15 protein-coding genes and 1 pseudogene are annotated in these 19,398 nt (G+C 73.0%); 2 read left to right on the top strand and 14 right to left on the bottom strand.

Features of this window, described 5'->3' with window-relative positions; genetic code table 11:
* Positions 1–28 precede the first annotated feature (28 nt).
* From ACIQ6Y_RS02210 to ACIQ6Y_RS02275, 14 genes and pseudogenes are all read right to left on the bottom strand, one after another.
* Positions 29–184, bottom strand: coding sequence for a hypothetical protein (locus tag ACIQ6Y_RS02210; protein ID WP_404031607.1), 156 nt, complete (start codon positions 182–184; stop codon positions 29–31).
* Between the two features lie 111 nt (positions 185–295).
* Positions 296–952, bottom strand: a complete 657-nt coding sequence (locus ACIQ6Y_RS02215; protein WP_404031610.1) for a glutathione S-transferase C-terminal domain-containing protein — start codon at positions 950–952, stop codon at positions 296–298.
* A 66-nt stretch (positions 953–1,018) separates the two neighbouring features.
* Complete coding sequence (locus tag ACIQ6Y_RS02220; protein ID WP_404031613.1) at positions 1,019–1,141, bottom strand: hypothetical protein; 123 nt, start codon at positions 1,139–1,141, stop codon at positions 1,019–1,021.
* Between the two features lie 85 nt (positions 1,142–1,226).
* The gene (locus tag ACIQ6Y_RS02225; protein ID WP_404031616.1) at positions 1,227–2,435 is read right to left on the bottom strand and encodes a VWA-like domain-containing protein; all 1,209 of its coding nucleotides are present in this window, start codon (positions 2,433–2,435) and stop codon (positions 1,227–1,229) included.
* 4 nt (positions 2,436–2,439) lie between these two features.
* Complete coding sequence (locus ACIQ6Y_RS02230; protein WP_404031619.1) at positions 2,440–3,630, bottom strand: AAA family ATPase; 1,191 nt, start codon at positions 3,628–3,630, stop codon at positions 2,440–2,442.
* A complete protein-coding gene (locus ACIQ6Y_RS02235) occupies positions 3,627–5,450 on the bottom strand; it encodes an ankyrin repeat domain-containing protein (RefSeq protein WP_404031622.1) in 1,824 nt (607 codons plus the stop codon). Before ACIQ6Y_RS02235 ends, ACIQ6Y_RS02230 begins: the two co-directional genes overlap by 4 nt.
* Positions 5,447–6,589, bottom strand: a complete 1,143-nt coding sequence (locus tag ACIQ6Y_RS02240) for a gala protein (RefSeq protein WP_404031625.1) — start codon at positions 6,587–6,589, stop codon at positions 5,447–5,449. Before ACIQ6Y_RS02240 ends, ACIQ6Y_RS02235 begins: the two co-directional genes overlap by 4 nt.
* A 72-nt stretch (positions 6,590–6,661) precedes the next feature.
* Positions 6,662–6,734: pseudogene (locus ACIQ6Y_RS02245) on the bottom strand.
* Positions 6,735–6,781: 47 nt separating this feature from the next.
* Positions 6,782–8,302 carry a serine/threonine-protein kinase gene (locus tag ACIQ6Y_RS02250; protein WP_404031628.1) on the bottom strand — a complete coding sequence of 507 codons (1,521 nt, stop codon included), beginning with the start codon at positions 8,300–8,302 and terminating at the stop codon, positions 6,782–6,784.
* Positions 8,299–9,090 (bottom strand): serine/threonine protein kinase, encoded by a 792-nt coding sequence (locus ACIQ6Y_RS02255; protein WP_404031631.1) that lies wholly within the window; start codon positions 9,088–9,090, stop codon positions 8,299–8,301. The genes ACIQ6Y_RS02250 and ACIQ6Y_RS02255 overlap by 4 nt, the downstream gene beginning before the upstream one ends.
* A 417-nt stretch (positions 9,091–9,507) precedes the next feature.
* Positions 9,508–11,538 (bottom strand): family 43 glycosylhydrolase, encoded by a 2,031-nt coding sequence (locus ACIQ6Y_RS02260; protein WP_404031634.1) that lies wholly within the window; start codon positions 11,536–11,538, stop codon positions 9,508–9,510.
* A gap of 3 nt (positions 11,539–11,541) precedes the next feature.
* On the bottom strand, positions 11,542–13,014 hold the full coding sequence (locus tag ACIQ6Y_RS02265; RefSeq protein WP_404031637.1) for a hypothetical protein: 1,473 nt from the start codon (positions 13,012–13,014) through the stop codon (positions 11,542–11,544).
* A 29-nt stretch (positions 13,015–13,043) separates the two neighbouring features.
* Positions 13,044–14,495, bottom strand: coding sequence for a peptidoglycan DD-metalloendopeptidase family protein (locus ACIQ6Y_RS02270; protein ID WP_404033653.1), 1,452 nt, complete (start codon positions 14,493–14,495; stop codon positions 13,044–13,046).
* 38 nt (positions 14,496–14,533) lie between these two features.
* Positions 14,534–15,523 carry an alpha/beta hydrolase gene (locus tag ACIQ6Y_RS02275; protein ID WP_404033655.1) on the bottom strand — a complete coding sequence of 330 codons (990 nt, stop codon included), beginning with the start codon at positions 15,521–15,523 and terminating at the stop codon, positions 14,534–14,536.
* A 183-nt stretch (positions 15,524–15,706) separates the two neighbouring features.
* On the opposite strand from ACIQ6Y_RS02275, the gene ACIQ6Y_RS02280 reads away from it, so the two are divergent.
* Together ACIQ6Y_RS02280 and ACIQ6Y_RS02285 are read left to right on the top strand one after the other, a co-directional pair.
* Entirely contained in the window at positions 15,707–18,223 is a 2,517-nt protein-coding gene (locus ACIQ6Y_RS02280) for a penicillin acylase family protein (protein ID WP_404031640.1), read from the top strand.
* Between the two features lie 74 nt (positions 18,224–18,297).
* Positions 18,298–19,338 carry an alpha/beta hydrolase gene (locus tag ACIQ6Y_RS02285; protein WP_404033657.1) on the top strand — a complete coding sequence of 347 codons (1,041 nt, stop codon included), beginning with the start codon at positions 18,298–18,300 and terminating at the stop codon, positions 19,336–19,338.
* Positions 19,339–19,398: the final 60 nt, after the last annotated feature.

A 19,398-nucleotide genomic window follows, 5' to 3' on the forward strand; every position in this document is an offset into this window, starting at 1 on the left:
AGGCGGGTCGGACGACTCGAGAGGTCGGTCAGACGGCCCGGCGGCGGGCACGGCCCGGTGCGGTACACAGCGCGCTGCTGACACGCAGAAGGTCGACGGCGCGGTCGGCGACGAGCGGGGTCGCGGGTGGCAGGACGCGGCCCCGGGGGCGGCGTCCTGCCGCCGTCCTGGAAGCTGCGTCCATGTCCTTCGTCCTCACCTTGCGGCCCGGGACGCGATGCGTCCGGTCGTCACCTGGGGGCACCACTGAACACATTGGATCCAATGGCTGTCAATTCCGGTCCACTTGGCGGACTCAGCCGCGGTCGAGCCGGCGGCTGAAAGCGGGGTGCGCGGACAGCCGGCGCACGTACGCGGCAAGGGCGGGCCGCTCCGGGGTCCCGAGCTGTACGAGGGTCACCCACAACTCGACGTCGGCAGCCGTGATGTGACTGCCCACCAGGTACTCGGACCGGCCGAGCCGTTCCTCCAGCTCCTCCAGCGCGGCTTCCGGCTCGCCGTGCCGGACACGCGCACACAGCCGTCGTACGGCCTCGATCTCCGCCTCCGCCCCGCACGGATACAGCGAGGGACGCCCCGCGCCGAAGCACCGGGCAAGATCACGCATGATGTCCTGGACGTGGGTGCTGACTACACGGCCGGACCAGTCGTCCGCCAGCACCGGCGCCGCCGCGGGTCCCGGGTGGTGGTGCGCGCTCGCCTCGTACAGCGGGAGCAGCCGGGAGTGCCCGCCGTCGGGCAGGTCGGGGACGGCGGGCAGGTGGGTGACGGGCAGCACGGCGTCGAGGCCGAGCAGGGCGTGGGTGACGGCGAGGCGCAGGCCGTCGGGACACGCGGTCGACAGATACAGGCGATAGCGGCGCGGCACGGCGTAGTGGCCGCTGCGCGCGTCGGGGCCGATACGGCCGCGCAGCGGGGGCAGCGGACGGGTGGCGAGCGGTGCGACGGACATGGTTCTCCCCGGGTGGAGGCGTGAACGTACGCGCGACGGAAAGGCCGACAGCGAGGGGGGGCGGGCTCAGCCGCGGGCGCCGGCCGCGCTGCAGACGCGCAGCAGGTCGATGTGACGGCGGGAGGTCAGCAGCAGCGGCCGCGGGGACACGCGGGGCACCGCCTCGGTGACCTGCTCGCGGCGCCCCATGTTTCCCTACCTGTTCACTAGGATTCCTGACTGGAGTGTCGGCCGGGCCGGGTCCCGCGTCAAGGGGGCGTCCACCATGCGGCGGTCAGCGCGGCGGCGTGATCCGTACGGTCTCCGCCCAGGCGGGCGGCTCGGGGGCGTCCTCGCCGATCAGGGCCACGATGAGCCGGCAGGAGACGGGCTCCGGCGGCCAGGGCGTGTAGCCGTCGGTGAGCACGACGACGATCTGGGGCCGTTCAGGTGCGGCGAGCGCCCGCGCGATGCCCACGGTCATGTCCGTCCCGCCGCCGCCCGCGAGTTCGACCTGGTCGACGGCGGTCACCCGGGCGACGGCGTGCACATCGGCGTCGCAGGCGAGGACGGCGACCCGGTTGCCGCCGACGCCCACCTCGCGCAGCACGCCCGACACCTCGGCGAGCGCGGCGGCGAGGTCGTCCTCGCCCATCGAGCCCGAGGTGTCGACGACGATCGCCACGCGCGGCAGCGGCCGGCGCAGGCTGGGCAGCACGACGCGGCCGCCGAGGGCGGGCGTACGGCGGGAAGGGCGCCGGTAGGTGTAGTCGACGGCGCCGCCCGCCCAGGCGGCGGCCTCGCGGACGGCGCCGGTCAGCGCCTTGCGCCAGTCGACGGTGGGTTCCAGGACCTCCTCCGCCCAGCGCCGCCAGCCCGCCGGGACCGAGCCTCGGGAGCGCTGGTGGGCGCGGACGGCCTGCGCGGTCTGGCGGCGCAGCGCCTCGGCCTCCACCGGGCCGAGCCCGGCCACGCCCGCGCCGCCCTCCCCCAGGTCCCAGGGCGCGGGGACGCCGTGTGCGCCGGACCCGCAGTCCAGCGTGAGGTCGGGCGTGGGCGGGATGCCGGGCAGGTACGTCTCGAAGGTGCCGCCCTCCGGCAGGTCGAACAGCCGTGGCTCCATGCGCCCTTCGGGCAGCCGCAGTCCGTCGGAGAGGAGGTCGTCGTTGATCTCGCAGTCCTGCGCGATGTTCACGCGCAGCCGGTCGCGCTGCTCGGCGGCGGGCAGCCGGTCGGCCCGGCCGTGGTGGTCGCGCAGCAGGTGCGCCACCTCGTGGACCCACACCCCGGCCAGTTCCTCGACGCCGGTGGCCTCGACGAAGGCGGGCGCGACATAGCAGCGCCAGTGCCGGTCGACGGCCATGGTGCGCACCTGCCCGGAGGGGACGACCGTGAGCGCGTACAGGGCCGAGGCCAGGTACGGGCGGGCCTCGGCCGCGGTGTAGCGCGCGGCGAGCAGCTTGGCGCGGTCCAGCGCGCCGGCGGGGCCTTCGGCGGGGGTCATGGCCTCAGCGCGGGCCGGGCAGGGCGCCGGCGAGCTGGAGGAGTTCCAGGAAGGCGTCGATGCCGGGCGGGATCGGCCAGTCGGGTTCGCGCATCGTGGCGAGGTCGCGGGCGGCCCGCGCGGCCACGTCCGGCACCCCGGCCTCCACGGCCTTGGCGAGGACCTCCCAGCCGGCCTCCCAGCGGGGGCGGGTGGGTTCGCTCTGCACGGCGGCCACGACCGCGATGAGGAACGCCAGTTGACGGTCGCCGCGCTCGGGCAGCGCGAAGGCCGACGGGTCGGCGAGCACCCGGTCGGGGTCCGGCAGGTCGAGGTTCTCCAGGTACGACAGCAGCTCGATGCCGGCGGCCTCCCCCACGGCGCCCGTCAGGGCGGCGGCCTGCGCCTCGCGTCCGGCTCCGGAGGCGTACCCGGCGGCGAGCAGCCGCAGCGCCATCTCCCACGTACGAGGTGAGGGCCAGGCCCGGCCGCGGCCCTCGGCCTCCTTCGGCATGTGATGGACCAGCCCGGGGCGGGCGGTGAGGAAGCCGGAGACGACACCGCGGGCCCGCGCGACCGCGCCCGGCACGCGCGCCGGGTCCACCACGGGCAGGACGGTCTCGGGCCAGGTGCCGGCCATGCCGCGGGCGACCGTGCGCGGGTCGTGCGTCCAGTCGAGGTGGACGAAGCGGTTGGCGAGCGGCGGGGTGAGGTGCCAGCCGTCGGCGGCGCTGGAGGGCGGGTTGGCGGCGGCGACGATCCGCACCGACTCGGGCAACTCCAGGCTGCCCACCCGGCGTTCGAGCACCACCCGCAGCAGGGCGGCCTGCACGGCGGGCGGCGCGGAGGACAACTCGTCGAAGAACAGCAGCCCGTGCCCGGTCCGGGCGAGCCGGACGGCCCAGTCCGGCGGGGCCATCGGCACGCCCTGCGTGGCGGGGTCGTCGCCGACGATCGGCAGCCCGGCGAAGTCCGACGGCTCGTGGACGCTGGCCACGACCGTCTCCAGGCGCACCCCGAGGGCGTCGGCGAGCTGCTCCATGCCGGCGGACTTGCCGATGCCCGGCTCGCCCCACAGCAGCACCGGCTGATTGGCCGTCACCGCCAGGGCGAGTGCCTCCAGTTGGGGGTTGCCGGCCGGTTCGCTGCGGGTGACGCGCAGACGGGCGTTGAGGGCGTCGGCCGCGGCGAGGGCGGTGGGCACGGAGGGGGTCACGCGGTGATGTCCTCGTCGTCGGGGAACGGCAAGTCGTCGTCGGGGAACGGCACGTCGTCCTCGTCCCAGTCGGGCTCGGCGTTCCGCTCGCTCATGTACTCGTCGAACCACTCGGAGCCGATGCCGGGGTGCTCCTTCAGTACCCGGCGGCGCAGGAACATCAGGTCCGTGCGCTCGAAGCGGCGGGCGACCTGGGCGAGGGAGAGCTCCATGTCGTCGACCACGTCGATGCGGGCACCGGCGTCGAGGAGGTCGCGCACCAGGTCGGCCGAGCCCTGGCACTGGACGGCGCTCTGCAGCGGTGTGCGGTGCGTCTTGTCCTTCGCCTCCAGGTCGAGCCCGGCGGCCAGCAGCCGCGGCAGCAGCTCCCGGTGGTCGAGCAGATGCAGGACGTGCAGCAGTCCGCGCCCCCTGCGGTCGCGCACATGCGGGTCGGCCCCGGCATCGAGCAGCGCCAGCACGGCCGGCGTGTCCCCGTGCTGGACGAGCTGGAACAGCTCGCGCCGCTGGTCGCGCAGGGCGCGCGGGAGGCGGCCCTCGCCGGTGCTCCAGGCGTGCCGGACCGCGAAGCAGCCGGACACGGTGCCGCCGAAGGCGCGCAGGGCGAGTTCGCGCTGCTGCTCCTGCGCGGTGTGCGGGATGTCCAGGGTGCCGCCCCGGGAGACGACCTTGTGCCAGACACCCCCGCAGCGCACCCGCACCGGCGTCGGCAGTCCCGGCTCGGGCGGGCCGACAGCGGGGCCCGCCTGCGGGAACAGGGCGGCGGTGACCAGCGGGTGCAGCTCCTCGGGCCGGATGCGGCCGGCCCGCAGCAGGCCGATGTCGGGCAGCCGCTGCCAGACGTACGAGGGCAGCATCGGGACGTCGTCCTCCTGGCCGCGCTCCCGGCCGGAGACCTGCGCCGCGGCTGTGCCCTCGTCCGGGAGGGCGATCCGCAGGTGGCCCTGCCAACCGACGGGGAGCCGGAACCGGCTGCCGCGTCCGGCGCGCTCGAGCAGCCGCATCTCGGCGACGAGGCGGGTGAGGTCGGGTGCGATGAAGGACACCTGTGCGGCGACGTCGAGGTCCCGGTACGAGTACCGGCCGCGCGGCGGGGCGGTCAGGTCGAGGTCGAGCCCGGCGGCGGCGTAGGCCTCGGCGTGGTCGCCGCGCGCCTGGAGCACGGCGACCCACTCCGCGCGGGCGGCCGGGTCGGCGGACCCCGGGTCCTCGGAGGGCAGCTCCTCGACAGCGAGCGGGGAGCCGTCCGGGCGCAGGAACGGCAGCCGGACGCAGTCGAACGGGCCCGCGCTGTAGCGCAGTTCACCCGTACGGCGGGCGTCCCAGAAGCGACGGGCGGCCGTCCAGTCCTCGGTGGTGTACGTCAGCCCGTGCAGCCGGTCCTTGTCGGGTACGACGGCGGGCCCGAAGCGCAGGCGCAGCCGCTGGGGCCCCTCCAGCATCGGGGTGGTCGTCACCGACAGGACCGGGCCCGCGGGGCCGTAGGAGGCGAGGACGATCCGCCGGGCGGGCATCAGGGTGGTGTGGCCGCCGAGAGCGCGCGGCAGATGCCAGCGCAGCAGGTCGGGGGCGAGATGGCGCAGGTCGTCGGCCACCGAGGCGGCCACTTCAGCGCCGTACCGGTCGGCGACGCGCTCCGGGTCGAGGTCGGCGGGGACGTCCACGGCGGCCACGGCGCACGCGGTACGCCAGTCACCGGCCAGGCGGGCCTCGGTGGCACGCTCGATCATCCGGCGGGGTACGGCGTAACGGCGGACGCGGGCCCAGGCGGAGGCCTCGTCGGGCTGGAGGGCGCCGGGTGTCTTCGGCAGCGGGCTCATCGGTACACGCTGCCGATCGCGCGCAGGTCGGGGTGGGTCGGCCGGGCGGGGCGCAGCCGGTCGGCGAAGGCCCGCTTGACGCGGCGGGGCAGGCCGGGGCCGAGGCCGACGTACTCCAGCCGGTGGCCGTCGGGCAGCGCGGCGAGCAGGCTCTTGGCGCCGTGCCCGGTGATGCCGGTGTGGCGCAGTTCCAGGCGGCGCAGCGGGCTGCCGGGCAGGGCCGCGGCGAGGGCGCGGGCGCCGTCGTCGCCGGTGGCGTTGGCGGGTGCGCCGAGGCTGCGCTCGGACATGGCCCGGCCGAGGTCGAGGGTGTCGATGCCGTCGAGGGCGTCGGCGAGGGTGCGGGCGCCCGCCGGGCCGATGCCGTTGCCGCCCAGGCCGAGCCGTACGGGCCGGGCGGGGTCGGTCGCGGCGGCCAGGACGGCGGTGCCCTCGTCGCCGAGGTGGTTGGCCGTCAGATACAGCTCACGGACGCCCGCGTCACGGACGAGGGCGGCGAGCAGCGGCGCATCGGCGGCGGTGAGGCCGTTGCCGCCGAGGAACAGCCGCTCCAGCGGTGCGTCGCGCTCCAGCAGGGCGTCGAGCAGCAGCCGTACGCCCGTGGCGCCGATGCCGGAGTTCACGAGGTCGAGGGTGCGCAGGCCGGTGTTGCGGCGCAGCAGCCCGGCCAGGGTGCGGGCGCCGGTCTCGTGGACGGGGTTCCGCTTGAGCCACAGCGCACGGACCGTGGTGTCGTCGGCGAGCGCCTCGGCGAGGGCGGTCACGCCTTCGGGCCCGATGCGGTTGCAGCCGAGGTAGAGGGTGTGGACTCCGTGGGAGGCATCGGCGGTCAGTGCCCCGGCGACCGACCGGGCGCCTTCGTCGCCGAGGGAGTTGGTGCCGAGCAGCAGGTGGGCGGCGTGCGGGGAGCCGGTGGCGACGGGCAGCAACTGGGCGGCGCCCTGGGGGCCGAGGCCCTGCTTGCACAGGTCGACCCGGCTGTCGGCGCGCAACGTGCCCAGCGGGAAGGCCTCGTCATCGGTGACGGGCCGCGCGTCCGTGAGGCGGTCCAGCAGCGGGCCGAGCCGCGCGGGGTCGGCGAGCGGCAGATCGGGGTGCTCGATGGCGGGACAGCGTACGGGCGTTGTCGGCTGGTTCATCACCACTCCACCGGTCCTTCGCCGGTGCCCGGCGTCCGCGTCGAGATCAAGTAGTCGGTAACAAAGTAGACGCAAGGCCGGTCGGATTCGAACCGACGTCCTCCAGCTCGATGCGTGGGCGCGACGACCACTGCGCTACGGCCTTGCTGCGCAGGATCATAGCCGTCCGCGCGGCCGATTTCGATCACCAGTTCAGGAGCCCGAGGGGTGCGGGCAACGGGGCAGCGCGGGCCGGTCCTTGGTGCGTACGGCAGGCAGCCACGCGGTACCGGGCGTCGTGCCGCGCGGGAGACGCACCCGGAACCACAGGGTGGACCGCCGGTCCTCCTCGTCCACGATGGGCTGTCCGCCCGGCAGTTGGCAGTCGGCGGTGAGAACGTCCCCGTGCCACACCCGGGTCGGGACGACGTTGTCGGGGGTGTACGGCCGCAGCGGATCGACGGCCAGCCCCAGGCTGCACTCCAGGTCCCGGTCCGCACGCTCCTGGCAGCCCCGTTCGGCGTTGAACACCGTGAGGTCACGGCCGGCCCGGGGCGGATCGTCCCGTACGGCACCCCACCACAGGGCTGTGCCCGCGGTGCCGCACAGGGCGGCGGCGAGCAGGGCCGCGCGGGTCCGCCCGGTCAGCCGTACACCCCGTCCTCCCCGCCCGCGCCGCCTCGACCGCTCGGCGGCGATACGACGCAACAGGCTCTCGGCCGTGTGCGCGGCGCGCGCCTCGTGTGTGGGGGCCAGGCAGTCGGCCGCCAGGTCGCGCCAGAACGGCGGGAGGGTGTGGTCCATGCGCAGCGGGGCGCGGCCCTCGCCGTACTCCTGCACGGCGGCGCCGCGCGCCATCGGCGTGGCCCCGGGGAAGGGCGAGGTGCCGGACGCGAACACCTCGTGCACGACGATGCCCAGGGCCCAGATGTCCGCGCTCGGCCTGATCTGCACGCCCTGTGCGCCGAGGGGGGCCTTCCAGCGTTCGGGCGGCAGGTAGTCGAGGGTGCCCAGGGGAGGCGCGTAACCGTGCGTGCCGGTCAGCTCGGTGGCGAGGCCGAAGTCCGAGAGCTTCACCGAACCGTCCCTGCCCAGCAGCACGTTCTCCGGTTTCAGGTCGGCGTGCACCCAGCCGGAGCGGTGCAGATGGGCCAGCCCCTCGCAGATCCCCTCGATCAGCCGGCCACGGTCCTCCTCGGGCACTCCGGCATCGAGGAGTTCCCGCAGACTCCCCGCGGCCCTCTCCATGACCAGCACGATCGCCCCGTCCAGCGCCGGGCGGTCCGGCGCCGACAGCACGAACGACTCCCGCAGCCCGACCAGCCTCCGATGCCCCGCCCTACGACCGAGCTCGACCTCCCTACGCGCCGACTCGACGATCCGCGCCACCTGCCGGGGCGCAAGACCTGCGGTCGGCATGACCTTGAGGGCGACGTCGTCGGGGGCGGGGCTGGTGGTCGCGATGGTGATCGATCCAAAGGGGGTGACGGCCGAGTCGGCGGGCGTGGCGGGCACGGCGGCCGGACCGGCGCCCGAGGCGCCGGCCGGATCGGCGGTCACGGAGGCGGCCGTATCGGCGCACGCGGCACCGGCCGGTCGGGCCGCGTAGACCGTGGACCACCCGCCCGCCCCGATGAGCCCCGTGACCACCCACGACCCCGCCCGGTAGCCGCGCGGCAGCAGGTCAGGCGGGTCGTGTTCCGTGTCGTCACCGGCGCCGTGCGGCGGTGTCATGGTGCGGACTTCCGCTCCCGCCCGGCCGATCCCGCCGGCGGGTGCAGCAGCGGGAGGTGCTCCTCGCGTACGAGCCCGAAGCGGAGCGCGAGGGTGACGATCTCCTCGCGTTTGCCGTTGCGGCGGTCGCCCTTGCCGGGTTCCTGCGCGTCGGCGATGCGCAGCTTCTGCTCGGCGAGGTAGTCGATGTGCGAGCTGATCGCCCGGGGGGTCAGGCCGCCCGCGGTGGGGTGCCCTCTGAGCCGCTCGGCGATCTGCGGCGTGGTGGGGACCGCCACCCGCGACTGGTCGCGCAGGCGCGGCTCGCACAGGGCGACGAGCACGAGGAAGTACGTCGCCGTCTCGTCGAGGGAGTACGCCGTGACGGTGCGGCTCCCCCAGGGCGCACCGAGCGCGTCCGGGTCCAGGTAGAGGTGGTCGGGCGCGAACACCTGGAAGGAGACGGGGGTTTGGCTGCGGGCGGGCAGCACCACCCGGGAGAACTCGAACGGGATGGGCGCGCCCACCCGGCGGGGCTGCACCCTGATGTACTCGCCCGCTCCCTCCGGGTTCTCCACCAGGTAGCTGTGGGCGGTGCTGTGATTGGTCAGCTGCCAGTGGTCGTCGGTCACCCTGATCTCACCCGCGAGCCGGGAGACCGCGTCGTCGTCCAGCCGGAGCTCGACCGGTGTCCGGGGAGAGCCCCGCCCGAAGCGCGCCACCTGACCGGGCCCCAGCCGCAAGGTCACCGCCTCGCCGCCGTCGGCGCCGCCGCTCCCCTGCGGCAGATGGACGACTACGCCGCTCACCGCACCCCCCGTTCCGCGCGTCGGCAGTTCTCGGACGGGCGGAACGATACCCACGGGTAAGGGGGATTCACCGGCGGGCTTCGGCCACTTCGGGCGGGACCGCGAGCAGCGGCCCCGAGGTCCCGGAGTGCAGCCCTCCGGTACGGCGCGAGCGGCCGGCGACCGGCGTTCACGGTGTGACCCACGGCACCCGAACTCCATATCAGGAGCGGTGTTTTAGAATGGTTTTTCAGTTTCTGGGGAGCCGGTCCCCGAGCCCGACCGCGCGCGGCGGACGGCCGGGGCCGGGAGCGGGGACGGTCCGGGCCGCATACCGCAAGGTGGGCAAGGTCACCGCGCACGGGGCGGACGGGGCCCGGGCCTGCGGGCCCGCGGCCCGGGTCGCCACCCGCCGCATGGCGAGATCCCGACCCCGGCTCAGGGCGAGGGGCTGCCCGACAGCACCGGGGCGACCGGACGGTCACCGAAAGTCGCCCACGGACCCCACCCGCCGCTCGGCCGGAGCTGGACCCGTCGGCGTATGCGTCCCTCGGCCGTGACGGCGAAGACCTGCAACCGCCCCGTGGGGTCGAGCACGGCCGTGGGGGTCGCGGCGAGCCGGATACCGGGCTCCCCGAACTCCGCCTCGGACGACCAGGAACCACCCGGCGCCGACTGCCAGCGATGGCTCAGCCGTGCCCCGCCAGGAGACAGGGAGAAGGCCTCGAGCCGTCCGTCGGCGTTGACGGCGAGAGCCGGGGCGGCGGCGCTCCAGCCGAACAGCGGCTGCCAGTCGTCCCAACCGCCGCTGGGCACGGACTGCCGGCGCTGGAACGTCCCGACACCGGACGGCCCCATGGCGGTCACGGTGAGCCGGCCACTGCCGTCCCGGGCCACCCGCGGCGCGGCCCCCGCGGCGTTGCCGAAGAGGTGCCATGCGCCGGTCCAGGCGCCGCCCGGCGCCTCCTGCCAGCGATGGTGGATCCCCGAACCGCCGGGCGCGAGGGCGAACACCTCCAGCCTGCCGTCGGCGTTGGCCGCGACGACGGGCGGTGCACCCACGGCACCACCGAACCCGGGCTCCCAGGGGTCCCAGGCGAGCGACCCGGGCGACGACTGGCGCCTGCGGGCGAACGAGGCACCGCCGGGGCTCGGCGCGAAGACCTCCAGCCGGCCGGCCGCGTCCCGCCCGACGGCAGGAGCCGCGCCCGCGGGGCCGCCGAACTCCTCCCATTCGTGCCAGCCCCCGTCGGGCCGCTGCACCCGGTGGTGCAGATTCACCCCGCCCGGAGCGAGCGAGAACACCTCCAGCCTGCCGTTCGTGTTCCGGCCGAGCGTGGGCGCCGCCCCGGCGGGCCCGCCGAAGGACTCCCACCCCGACCAGGCGTCGGCGGCGGGGTCCAGCTGGACGCGCCGCAGCATCGACCGGTCCCCCGCGTCGAGCGCGAACACCGTGAGCCGGCCGTCCACGTCGAGGCCCGCGGCCGGGTTCTCGGGGCTCTGCCACCACTGCGGGGTGTCACGCCAGTGCAGCGGCGCCACGTACAGCCCGTTGCGGAACCAGCCCGCGGCGCTCGCGTACCAGGTGTCCCCGTCGGCCACCACCTCCACCGCATGCCCGGGCACATGACCCGCGTAGCCGTCGAGGCCGAAGCGGAACGGGTCCCGCGATGCCAGCACATCGGTGCCCTCGTAGCCGCCGCGCGGCCCGATGAACAGGTAGTACCAGCCGTCCCGCTCGACCACGTACGGCGACTCGGTGACCGACACCGTCGTCGCGGTGCTCGGGTCGGTGAACGCGGTCCCCGGCTCGCTCCAGTGCAGCAGGTCGGCGGAGCGCCGGTGGGCCACGATGTGATGGCCGCCCGGCCCGGAGAGCTCGGTGTAGTACATGACCCACTCGCCCCCGACCCGCACCACCATGGGGTCACGCGCCGCGAGACCGCGGAACAGCGGGCCCGACGGCTCCCGGGTCCAGGTGAACAGGTCCGTGGAGGTGGCGAGGTTGATCGCGGCCCCCGCGTCACCGCCGGCCGCGTAGAACATCCAGTACCGGCCCCCCGCCTCCACGACATGCGGCGCCCACAGGTGCGCCTCCCCGAAGTAGGACGGGTCGACCGTGAGGGCATCGGGGTGCGTCGTCCACGGACCGTACGGCGACGGGGCCGACGCATGGGCGAAGGACACCTCCGCCGCGCTGTCCGGCGACTGCCCTCGCGGCGCGCTGTCCCCGACGATCCCGAACAGATGCCAGCGGTCCTGGACCTTGATCAGCGTGTGGTCGTTGAGATAGCGGGGCCCGGCGGAGGTGGACGGATCGTGGACGTACGAGAACGGGCCCGCGCCGATCCACCGGTGCGGCGGGGTGTCGGCGGTGGTCGTGGCCATGGCGGGGCCGGCACCCGGGAGCGTGACAGCCCCCAGGCCGACGCCGGCCCGCAACAGGCTCCGTCTGCTGATCGACGGCATGGCTCAGTCCAGCCCCGGTCCGGCGGCGTTGTTGACCCACGCCCACTCCGACCAGGACGAGAAGCCGGTCTGCCACTTGTGGTAGACCCCGGCATGGCTGGTGCCGAACACCTCGATCCGGCCGTCGGCATTCGTGGTCGCCGTGACCTCGCTGCCACCGCCCCCGAACGCGGTCCACTCACTGTAGGGGGCGTTCACCCCGGTCTGCCAGGCGTGCATCGCCGTACTGCCGTTCATCGCGAACACCTCGACACGGCCGTCGGGCGTGCGCTCGCTGCTGAGCTGCGCGTCGGCCGGTCCGCCGGTGGGCTCCCAGTCGGACCAACTCGTCGGGCTCGTCTGGTACTTGTGGAACACGCCCACGGGACCGGAGGCGAACACCTCGAGCCGGCCGTCGGCGTTGTGGTCGACGGTCACATCGTGTCCACCGCCACCGAAGGTGTCCCACTGCGACCAGCCGCCGTTCGGTGAGGTCTGGTACTGGTGCTGGAACGTGCTGCCGTTGAGGGCGAACACCTCAAGACGCCCGTCCGGGGACTTCTCCATCTCCACCCGGCCGTCGGCAGGGCCACCACCCGTCGGCTCCCAGTCGGACCACCCGCTGTTGGGTGCCGTCTGGTACTTGTGGAACAGCCCGACCGGACCCGAGGCGAACACCTCGATCCGCCCGTCCGCGTTCACCCCGGCCGCCACATCACGACCCCCACCACCGAACGACTCCCAGCCCGACCAGCCACCCGACGCCGACAGCTGATACCGGTGCTGGAAGACGTTCCCGTTGATCGCGAACAACTCCAACCGGCCGTCCGCGTTCGGCGCGATCGCCAACTCCGCCCCACCCGGCCCGCCGAGAGACTCCCACGCCGACCAGTTCCCGTTCGACTGGAGCTGCCAGGCATGATGAATCCCGTCCGCACCGGCCGCGAACACCTCCAGACGGCCGTCCGCCGACCGCGCCGACACCACACGCCCCGATTCCACCGGGTACACCAGCGGCTTGGGACCGGTGCCCGGGTTGCCGAGTCGGCCCACCGCCTCGCGGGCCGTGTCCATGTACTGCCAGTGCATACCGCGGTTGTACGTGGACCAGGGCTGCCAGTTCGTGCCGCCGGAGGAGATGCGGAAGGCCTGGTCGGCGTTGCACTGGGCGTCGTAGGCGCAGGCGTCCGAGACGTCCGGGTGGAACTCGTCGTTGATCTGCCACAGCCCGCGGTCCGTCGACCCGGGGGCGTCGACGTTGCCCGCGGTGTTGGACGCGGCGGGGTTGCAGCCGGACTCGGCCAGGGCGACCGCCACGGCGGTGACCAGGGCGTCACCGCGCCAGCCCGCGTGGTAGCCGACCTTGGCACACAGGTCGCTGGGCGCGGCACTCGCCGGCGAGGCCCCGCCGAGCACACCGCCGGCGACGAGCAGCGAGGCGGCCAGGGACGACAGGACGAGCCGGCGCGGAGCGCGGCGTCTGAGGGAAGTGGTCACGTCATTGCCTCCTTCGGGTTGCCGGGGGGTCAATCGAGGGCGGGGCCGCCGGAGTTGTTGACCCAGGCCCACTCGGACCAGGTCGAGAAGCCGGTCTGCCACTTGTGGTAGACCCCGGCATGGCTGGTGCCGAACACCTCGATCCGGCCGTCCGCGTTGGCCGTCGCCGTGACCTCGGTGCCGCCCCCGCCGAAGGCCGCCCACTCGCTGTAGGGCGCATTCAGACCGGTCTGCCAGGCGTGCATCGCCGTACTGCCGTTGATCGCGAACACCTCGACGCGGCCGTCGGCCGTACGCTCGGTGCTCAACTGCGAGTCGGCCGGTCCGCCGGTGGGCTCCCAGTCGGACCAACTCGTCGGGCTCGTCTGGTACTTGTGGAACACGCCCACGGGACCGGAGGCGAACACCTCGAGCCGGCCGTCGGCGTTGTGGTCGACGGTCACATCGTGTCCACCGCCACCGAAGGTGTCCCACTGCGACCAGCCGCCGTTCGGTGAGGTCTGGTACTGGTGCTGGAACGTGCTGCCGTTGAGGGCGAACACCTCAAGACGCCCGTCCGGGGACTTCTCCATCTCCACCCGGCCGTCGGCAGGGCCACCACCCGTCGGCTCCCAGTCGGACCACCCGCTGTTGGGTGCCGTCTGGTACTTGTGGAACAGCCCGACCGGACCCGAGGCGAACACCTCGATCCGCCCGTCCGCGTTCACCCCGGCCGCCACATCACGACCCCCACCACCGAACGACTCCCAGCCCGACCAGCCACCCGACGCCGACAGCTGATACCGGTGCTGGAAGACGTTCCCGTTGATCGCGAACAACTCCAACCGGCCGTCCGCGTTCGGCGCGATCGCCAACTCCGCCCCACCCGGCCCGCCGAGAGACTCCCACGCCGACCAGTTCCCGTTCGACTGGAGCTGCCAGGCATGATGAATCCCGTCCGCTCCGGCCGCGAACACCTCCAGACGGCCGTCCGCCGACCGCGCCGACACCACACGCCCCGACTCCGCCGGGTAGACGAGCGGCTGGGGGCGTGGGCCGGTGCCCGGGGTGCAGGGCAGGACCACGCCGCGCTCGGCGAGGTAGGGCTCGGGGTCGATGCCGTACGTGGCGGAGGAATCGCCCCAGATCCGCAGGTGGAGGTGGGGGCCGCTCGACTCGCCCTCGGAGCCCATCAGGGCGATCTGCTGGCCGGCCACCACATGGTCGCCGGCGGCGACGTCCCGCTGGTACATGTGGCCGTACTCGGAGATCGTCCCGTCGGGGTGCTGGATACGGATCCACTGGCCGTAGCCGCCGGCATAGCCGGAGTGGGTCACCTCGCCGTCGCCCACGGCGTAGATGGGGGTGCCGTAGTCGTTGGCGATGTCGACGCCGTTGTGGCCGCTGTGGAAGTGCTGGGACACGAAGCCGGCGGCGGGGCAGGCTGCGGTGAAGTCGGCGGTGCGGGCCGTGGCCGGGGATGTGAACACCAGGACCGGCATCAGGGCGGCTGCCGCCGCGAGTGTCCGCTTCACCGGGGTCACGCCTTGCGCAGGCGGTCGATGATGCCGTCGATGTCGCGCCGCATCATGTCGTGGCGGATGAAGTGGCCGCCGGGCAGCTCGTACCACTCGTGCGGGATGCCCGCGTTGCCGAGCAGGGAGCGGAACTCCCGCTGGCCGGCGAGGACATGGGTCTCGTTGGCCGTGTCGAACCAGTTGACCGGATCGGGGCTGGTGCCGGCGACGAGGAACACCCGCTTGTTGCGGTAGCTCTCGATGCGCTGCACCGGGTTGTCGGCGTTGACCCGGGCCTCGTCCCAGAACGGGACGCCGTACACCGTGCCGCCGCCCAGGTCGAGGGCCGCGGAGCTGGCGTTGGCCCAGTGGACGACCATGCCGTTGTCGCGGCGCAGGCTGGCGGGGCCGGAGTGGGCGCTGACCGAGGCGAAGTGGCCGTAGTACTTGGCGGCGTACTTCAGCGCGCCGAAGCCGCCCATCGAGAACCCGGCCACGGCACGGCCGTCGTACTCGGCGTAGGTGCGGAAGTTCGCCTCGACCCACGGCAGCAGCTGGGCCATGTGGAACGTCTCCCAGTTGCGGGGGCCGACGTTGGAGCTGACCGGATTGGAGTACCAGCCGGCGTGGCCGCCGTCGGGCATGACGACGATGATCGGTTTCCCGGCGGTCCAGTCGCGGACGCCCTCGCGGTCGAAGGTGATGAAGTCCTGGTCGGTGCCGCCGCCGTGGAAGAGGTAGAGGACCGGGTAGGTGCGGCCGCTCCAGTGGTAGTCGTCCGGGAGGAGCACGTTGACGCCGGGGTTCCAGCCGATCGCGGCGGTCTGGAACCGGTAGTACCACATGCGGGGGTCGCCCTCGTTGCGGTCCACGATCCGCAGGCCGAAGCCGTCGCCGACCGCGGCGGCGGCCGAGGCGCCGGCGAGGACGCCGCCGGCGCCCAGTGCCGTGGCGGCCGAGAGTCCGCCGACGGCCTTGAGGATGTTCCTGCGAGTGGGGTGCTGGGCGCTCAACATGACCTCCGGGTCGGGACCGTGACGCGATGTCAGGACAGGAGATCCGGACCGTAGCAACGGAGGGGGTGCCCGGGGACTCCGGAAGGTTACGGAGTGACCGTCCCGGCCGGCCCTCCTACCGTGGCCGCATTCGGACGCAGGCCGCAGGCCGCAGGCCGCAGCCCAGGGGAAGGACGGCTCATGGCGCGGAGGAGACGGAGAACAAGGCTGCCCATGGCGGTCGTCGCCATGGTGGCGGCGGTGCTGAGCACATCGGCGGCCACCGGGCCGGCCACCGCCGAAGAGGGGCCGGACAGGCCCACGATCCGCTACACCGAGTACGGCATCCCGCACATCGTCGCCTCCGACTGGGAGGGACTCGGCACCGGCTACGGATACGCCGCGGCCAAGGACAACCTCTGCATCCTGGCCGACACCTATCTGATGGTCAATGCGGAGAGGTCCCGGTATCTGGGGCCCGACGGCAGGGCGAGCCCGGGCCAGAACCAGAACACCACCACCAACCTCAACAGCGACCTGTACTTCCAGCGGATCAAGGACGACCGGGTCGTGGAGCGCCTCCTCGAACAGCCCGCACCCAACGGGCCGGAGCCGGAGGTCAGGGAGGCCGTTCGCGGCTACGTCCAGGGGTACAACAGGTACCTGTCCGAGACGGGCGTGGGCAACATCTCCGACCCGGCCTGCCGCGGTGCCGCCTGGGTGCGGCCGATCACCGAGCTGGACGTCTACCGGCACGCCCACGCCGAGATCATCATGGGCAGCGCCGAGGCGCTGCTGGACGGCCAGGTGAACGCCGCACCGCCGTCGGCGTCCTCCGCCACGACAGCCACGAAAGCCACGGAAGCCACGAAGGCTACGGAGGCCAGGAAGGCTCCGAAGGCTCCGAAGGCTCCGAAAGCCATGAACCCGGCGAAGACCGCGGCGAAGATCCGCGACGCGATGGCGGCGAGCCGTCGGGAGAGCATGGGCAGCAACGCGCTGGCGGTCGGCTCGCAGGGCGTGTCCGGCGGCACCGGCATGCTGCTGGCCAACCCGCACTTCCCCTGGCAGGGCAAGAACCGTATGTGGCAGGCCCATCTGACGATCCCGGGGAAGGTCAACGTCTCCGGGGCCGGCCTGCTCGGACTGCCCGCGGTGAACATCGGGCACAACGAGAACGTCGCCTGGAGCCACACCGTGGCCACCGTGGCCCCGTTCGGGCTGTTCGACGTCCAGGTCGACCCGTTGAACCCGACCATGTACCTGGTCGACGGCACCTGGCAGAAGATGACCTCGCAGCAGGTCAGTGTCGACGTACGGAACGCGGACGGCTCGCTCGGCAAGGTCACCAGGACGCTGTGGTCCACCCGCTACGGCCCGGTCACCACCTCGATGCAGGGCGTCCCGTTGCCCTGGGTGGTCAGCGCGCACGCAGTCCGCGATGTGAACATGAACAACCTGCGGGCGCTGAACACCTGGTTCCGGCTCGACCAGGCCACCGACGTCGACGACGTGGTGAACACCCTGGAGACCACGCAGGGCGTGCCCTTCTTCAACACCGTCGCCTCCGACCGCACGGGCAGGGCGCTGTACGCCGACATCCAGGCGACCCCGAACATCACCGACGAGCACGCGCAGAACTGCCTCACCGAGACGGGCAAGCTGCTGTTCAACCAGTCACTGCGGCTGCCGAACGTGCCGCCGGTGTCCATCCTCGACGGCAAGCGCAGCGCCTGCGACTGGCCGAACGATCCGAACGCGGTCGCGCCGGGCCTCCTCGACCCGCACAAGCAGCCGCGGCTGATCCGCTCCGACTTCGTGGGCAACGCCAACGACAGTGCCTGGCTGGCCAACCCGGAGCAGCCGCTGACCTTCCCGAGGGTGATGGGTGACAGGGCGGCGCCCCGGTCGCTGCGGACGCAGGAGCTGATCCTGACCGCGCAGAACCGGCTCAACGGCACGGACGGCCTGCCGGGCAGGGGCTTCACGCCGGAGAACATGGGGCAGTTGCTGTTCGCCGACAACAGCAGGGCGGCCGACCTGGCCCTCAACGCCACGGTGACGATGTGCCAGAGCCAGCCGTTCGGGCTGATCCTGGTGGACGGCAACCTGGTCAACGTCAGCGAGGCGTGTCCGATCCTGGCCGCATGGAAGGACCACGACTACTCGGCGAGCAGCCGGGGGTCCTGGCTGTTCGCGAACTACTGGGAGCTGCTGCGCAACGGGCAGAGCATCGAGAAGCTGCCGTGGCGGGTTCCCTTCGACCCCAACGACCCGGTGCACACGCCCAATTCGCTGGACTCCGGCAGCTCCGCCGTCCGCGACGCGTTCGGCCGCGCGGTGCTCGCGCTGCGCAAGGCGGGCATTCCGCTGAACGCGCCGCTGTCGGACATCCAGAAGATCACCCGGGGCGGTGAGCAGATCCCGATCCACGGCTCGCTCTCCGAGCTGGGCGTCCTGAACGTGATCACTCCGGCCCAGATCGACGGCAAGCTGGACATCGTCTTCGGCTCCAGCTTCATGCAGATCGTACGGTTCACCGCCGACGGGCCGCCCCAGACGCTGTCCCTGCTGGCCTACTCCCAGTCGGCCGACCCGAACTCGCCGCACTACGCGGACCAGACGAAGTTGTTCTCGGCCGGCCGGTGGGTGACCGAGCGGTTCACCGAGGAACAGATCGCGGCCTCACCGCAGCTTCAGGTCAAGGTTCTGACCTGAGCGCCATACACAGACTCACCAGGGGGCACACAGTGACGAAGAGAGTGAACCGGTGGGCGCTGGTGGTGGCCTGGATGGTCGCCGCCATGGCCCTGACCCTGCCGGCAGGCACGGCACAGGCCGCCGACGGCACCGCACCACCACCGATGGCGAACGGGTTCGGCCTCACCCAGGTCGGCGCACCGACAGGCAGCGCCACCCACTTCTACCTGACGGTGACCACACCCGAGGTCACGGGCGAGCAGCACATCAAGATCATCCTGCCGAGCGGCTACTACGACGATCCGGCCCGGCGTTACCCCGTCCTGTACTTCCTGCACGGTTCGCCCGACGATCCGGTCCAGCAGAACTATCCGGCGCTAAGCATGTCGACCCAGATGATCACCGTCATCCCGGACGGCGGCGCCCGCAGCTGGTACGCCAACTGGCTCAACCAGAAGACCGTGCTCGGCGCCCAGAACTGGGAGAACTTCCACCTCAAGCAGGTGATCCCGTTCATCGACGCGAACCTGCGGACGATCCCCACCAAGAAGGCCCGGGCCGTCGCCGGTGTCTCCATGGGCGGGTTCGGTGCCTTCCACTACGCCCAGGTCCGTCCCGACCTCTTCAGCCAGACCGCGTCCCTGTCCGGTGACATCGACCTGTCGGCCAACTCCATGGACCTGCGCATGGCCGTCGTCGCCTCCGTCACCGACGCGCTCGGCGCGGTCTGCGCCTCGGCCTCGGGCTACTGCGACCCCAACGACTCCCCGTACAAGCCCGGCGTGGACAGCGACGCCCTCTTCGGCTCGCCCTACCCGTTCTTCAACGCCGACTGGCGCTGGAACGAGGTCGACCCCTCCCAGCACATGGACCGGCTCGCCGGCGCCGGCATCGGGGTCTCCGTCTACGTCGGTGACGGCGGCGGCTCCCCCGCCAACATGGAGTTCTGGCTCGCCGGCGCGGCCAAGAACGTCAAGGCCCGCATGGACGCCCTCGGCATGCCCTACTACTACGTCAACTACGGCGACGGCTCCGGCTGGGGCACCCTCTGCGACGGCGGCCACAACGCCGGCTGCTGGGAGGAGGACCTGCGCGACCTGATCCCCCGCCTGGAGCGGGCCTTCGCGTCCTGACCTGCGAGAGCCCGTGAGCGCAGCGTGAGACCCGAAGCCCCGGCCGGTGAACGGACCCGA

The sequence above is a fragment of the Streptomyces sp. NPDC096205 genome (assembly GCF_044763135.1).
Classification (GTDB): domain Bacteria; phylum Actinomycetota; class Actinomycetes; order Streptomycetales; family Streptomycetaceae; genus Streptomyces.

Bases quoted from the DNA above. Each gene is read 5' to 3' on its own strand.
- ACIQ6Y_RS02220 (WP_404031613.1), bottom strand. From the start codon at position 1,141: ATGGGGCGCCGCGAGCAGGTCACCGAGGCGGTGCCCCGCGTGTCCCCG.
- ACIQ6Y_RS02210 (WP_404031607.1), bottom strand. From the start codon at position 184: ATGGACGCAGCTTCCAGGACGGCGGCAGGACGCCGCCCCCGGGGCCGC.
- ACIQ6Y_RS02225 (WP_404031616.1), bottom strand. From the start codon at position 2,435: ATGACCCCCGCCGAAGGCCCCGCCGGCGCGCTGGACCGCGCCAAGCTG.
- ACIQ6Y_RS02270 (WP_404033653.1), bottom strand. From the start codon at position 14,495: ATGCCGGTCCTGGTGTTCACATCCCCGGCCACGGCCCGCACCGCCGAC.
- ACIQ6Y_RS02260 (WP_404031634.1), bottom strand. From the start codon at position 11,538: ATGCCGTCGATCAGCAGACGGAGCCTGTTGCGGGCCGGCGTCGGCCTG.
- ACIQ6Y_RS02235 (WP_404031622.1), bottom strand. From the start codon at position 5,450: ATGAGCCCGCTGCCGAAGACACCCGGCGCCCTCCAGCCCGACGAGGCC.
- ACIQ6Y_RS02250 (WP_404031628.1), bottom strand. From the start codon at position 8,302: ATGACACCGCCGCACGGCGCCGGTGACGACACGGAACACGACCCGCCT.
- ACIQ6Y_RS02215 (WP_404031610.1), bottom strand. From the start codon at position 952: ATGTCCGTCGCACCGCTCGCCACCCGTCCGCTGCCCCCGCTGCGCGGC.
- ACIQ6Y_RS02285 (WP_404033657.1), top strand. From the start codon at position 18,298: ATGGTCGCCGCCATGGCCCTGACCCTGCCGGCAGGCACGGCACAGGCC.
- ACIQ6Y_RS02280 (WP_404031640.1), top strand. From the start codon at position 15,707: ATGGCGCGGAGGAGACGGAGAACAAGGCTGCCCATGGCGGTCGTCGCC.
- ACIQ6Y_RS02240 (WP_404031625.1), bottom strand. From the start codon at position 6,589: ATGAACCAGCCGACAACGCCCGTACGCTGTCCCGCCATCGAGCACCCC.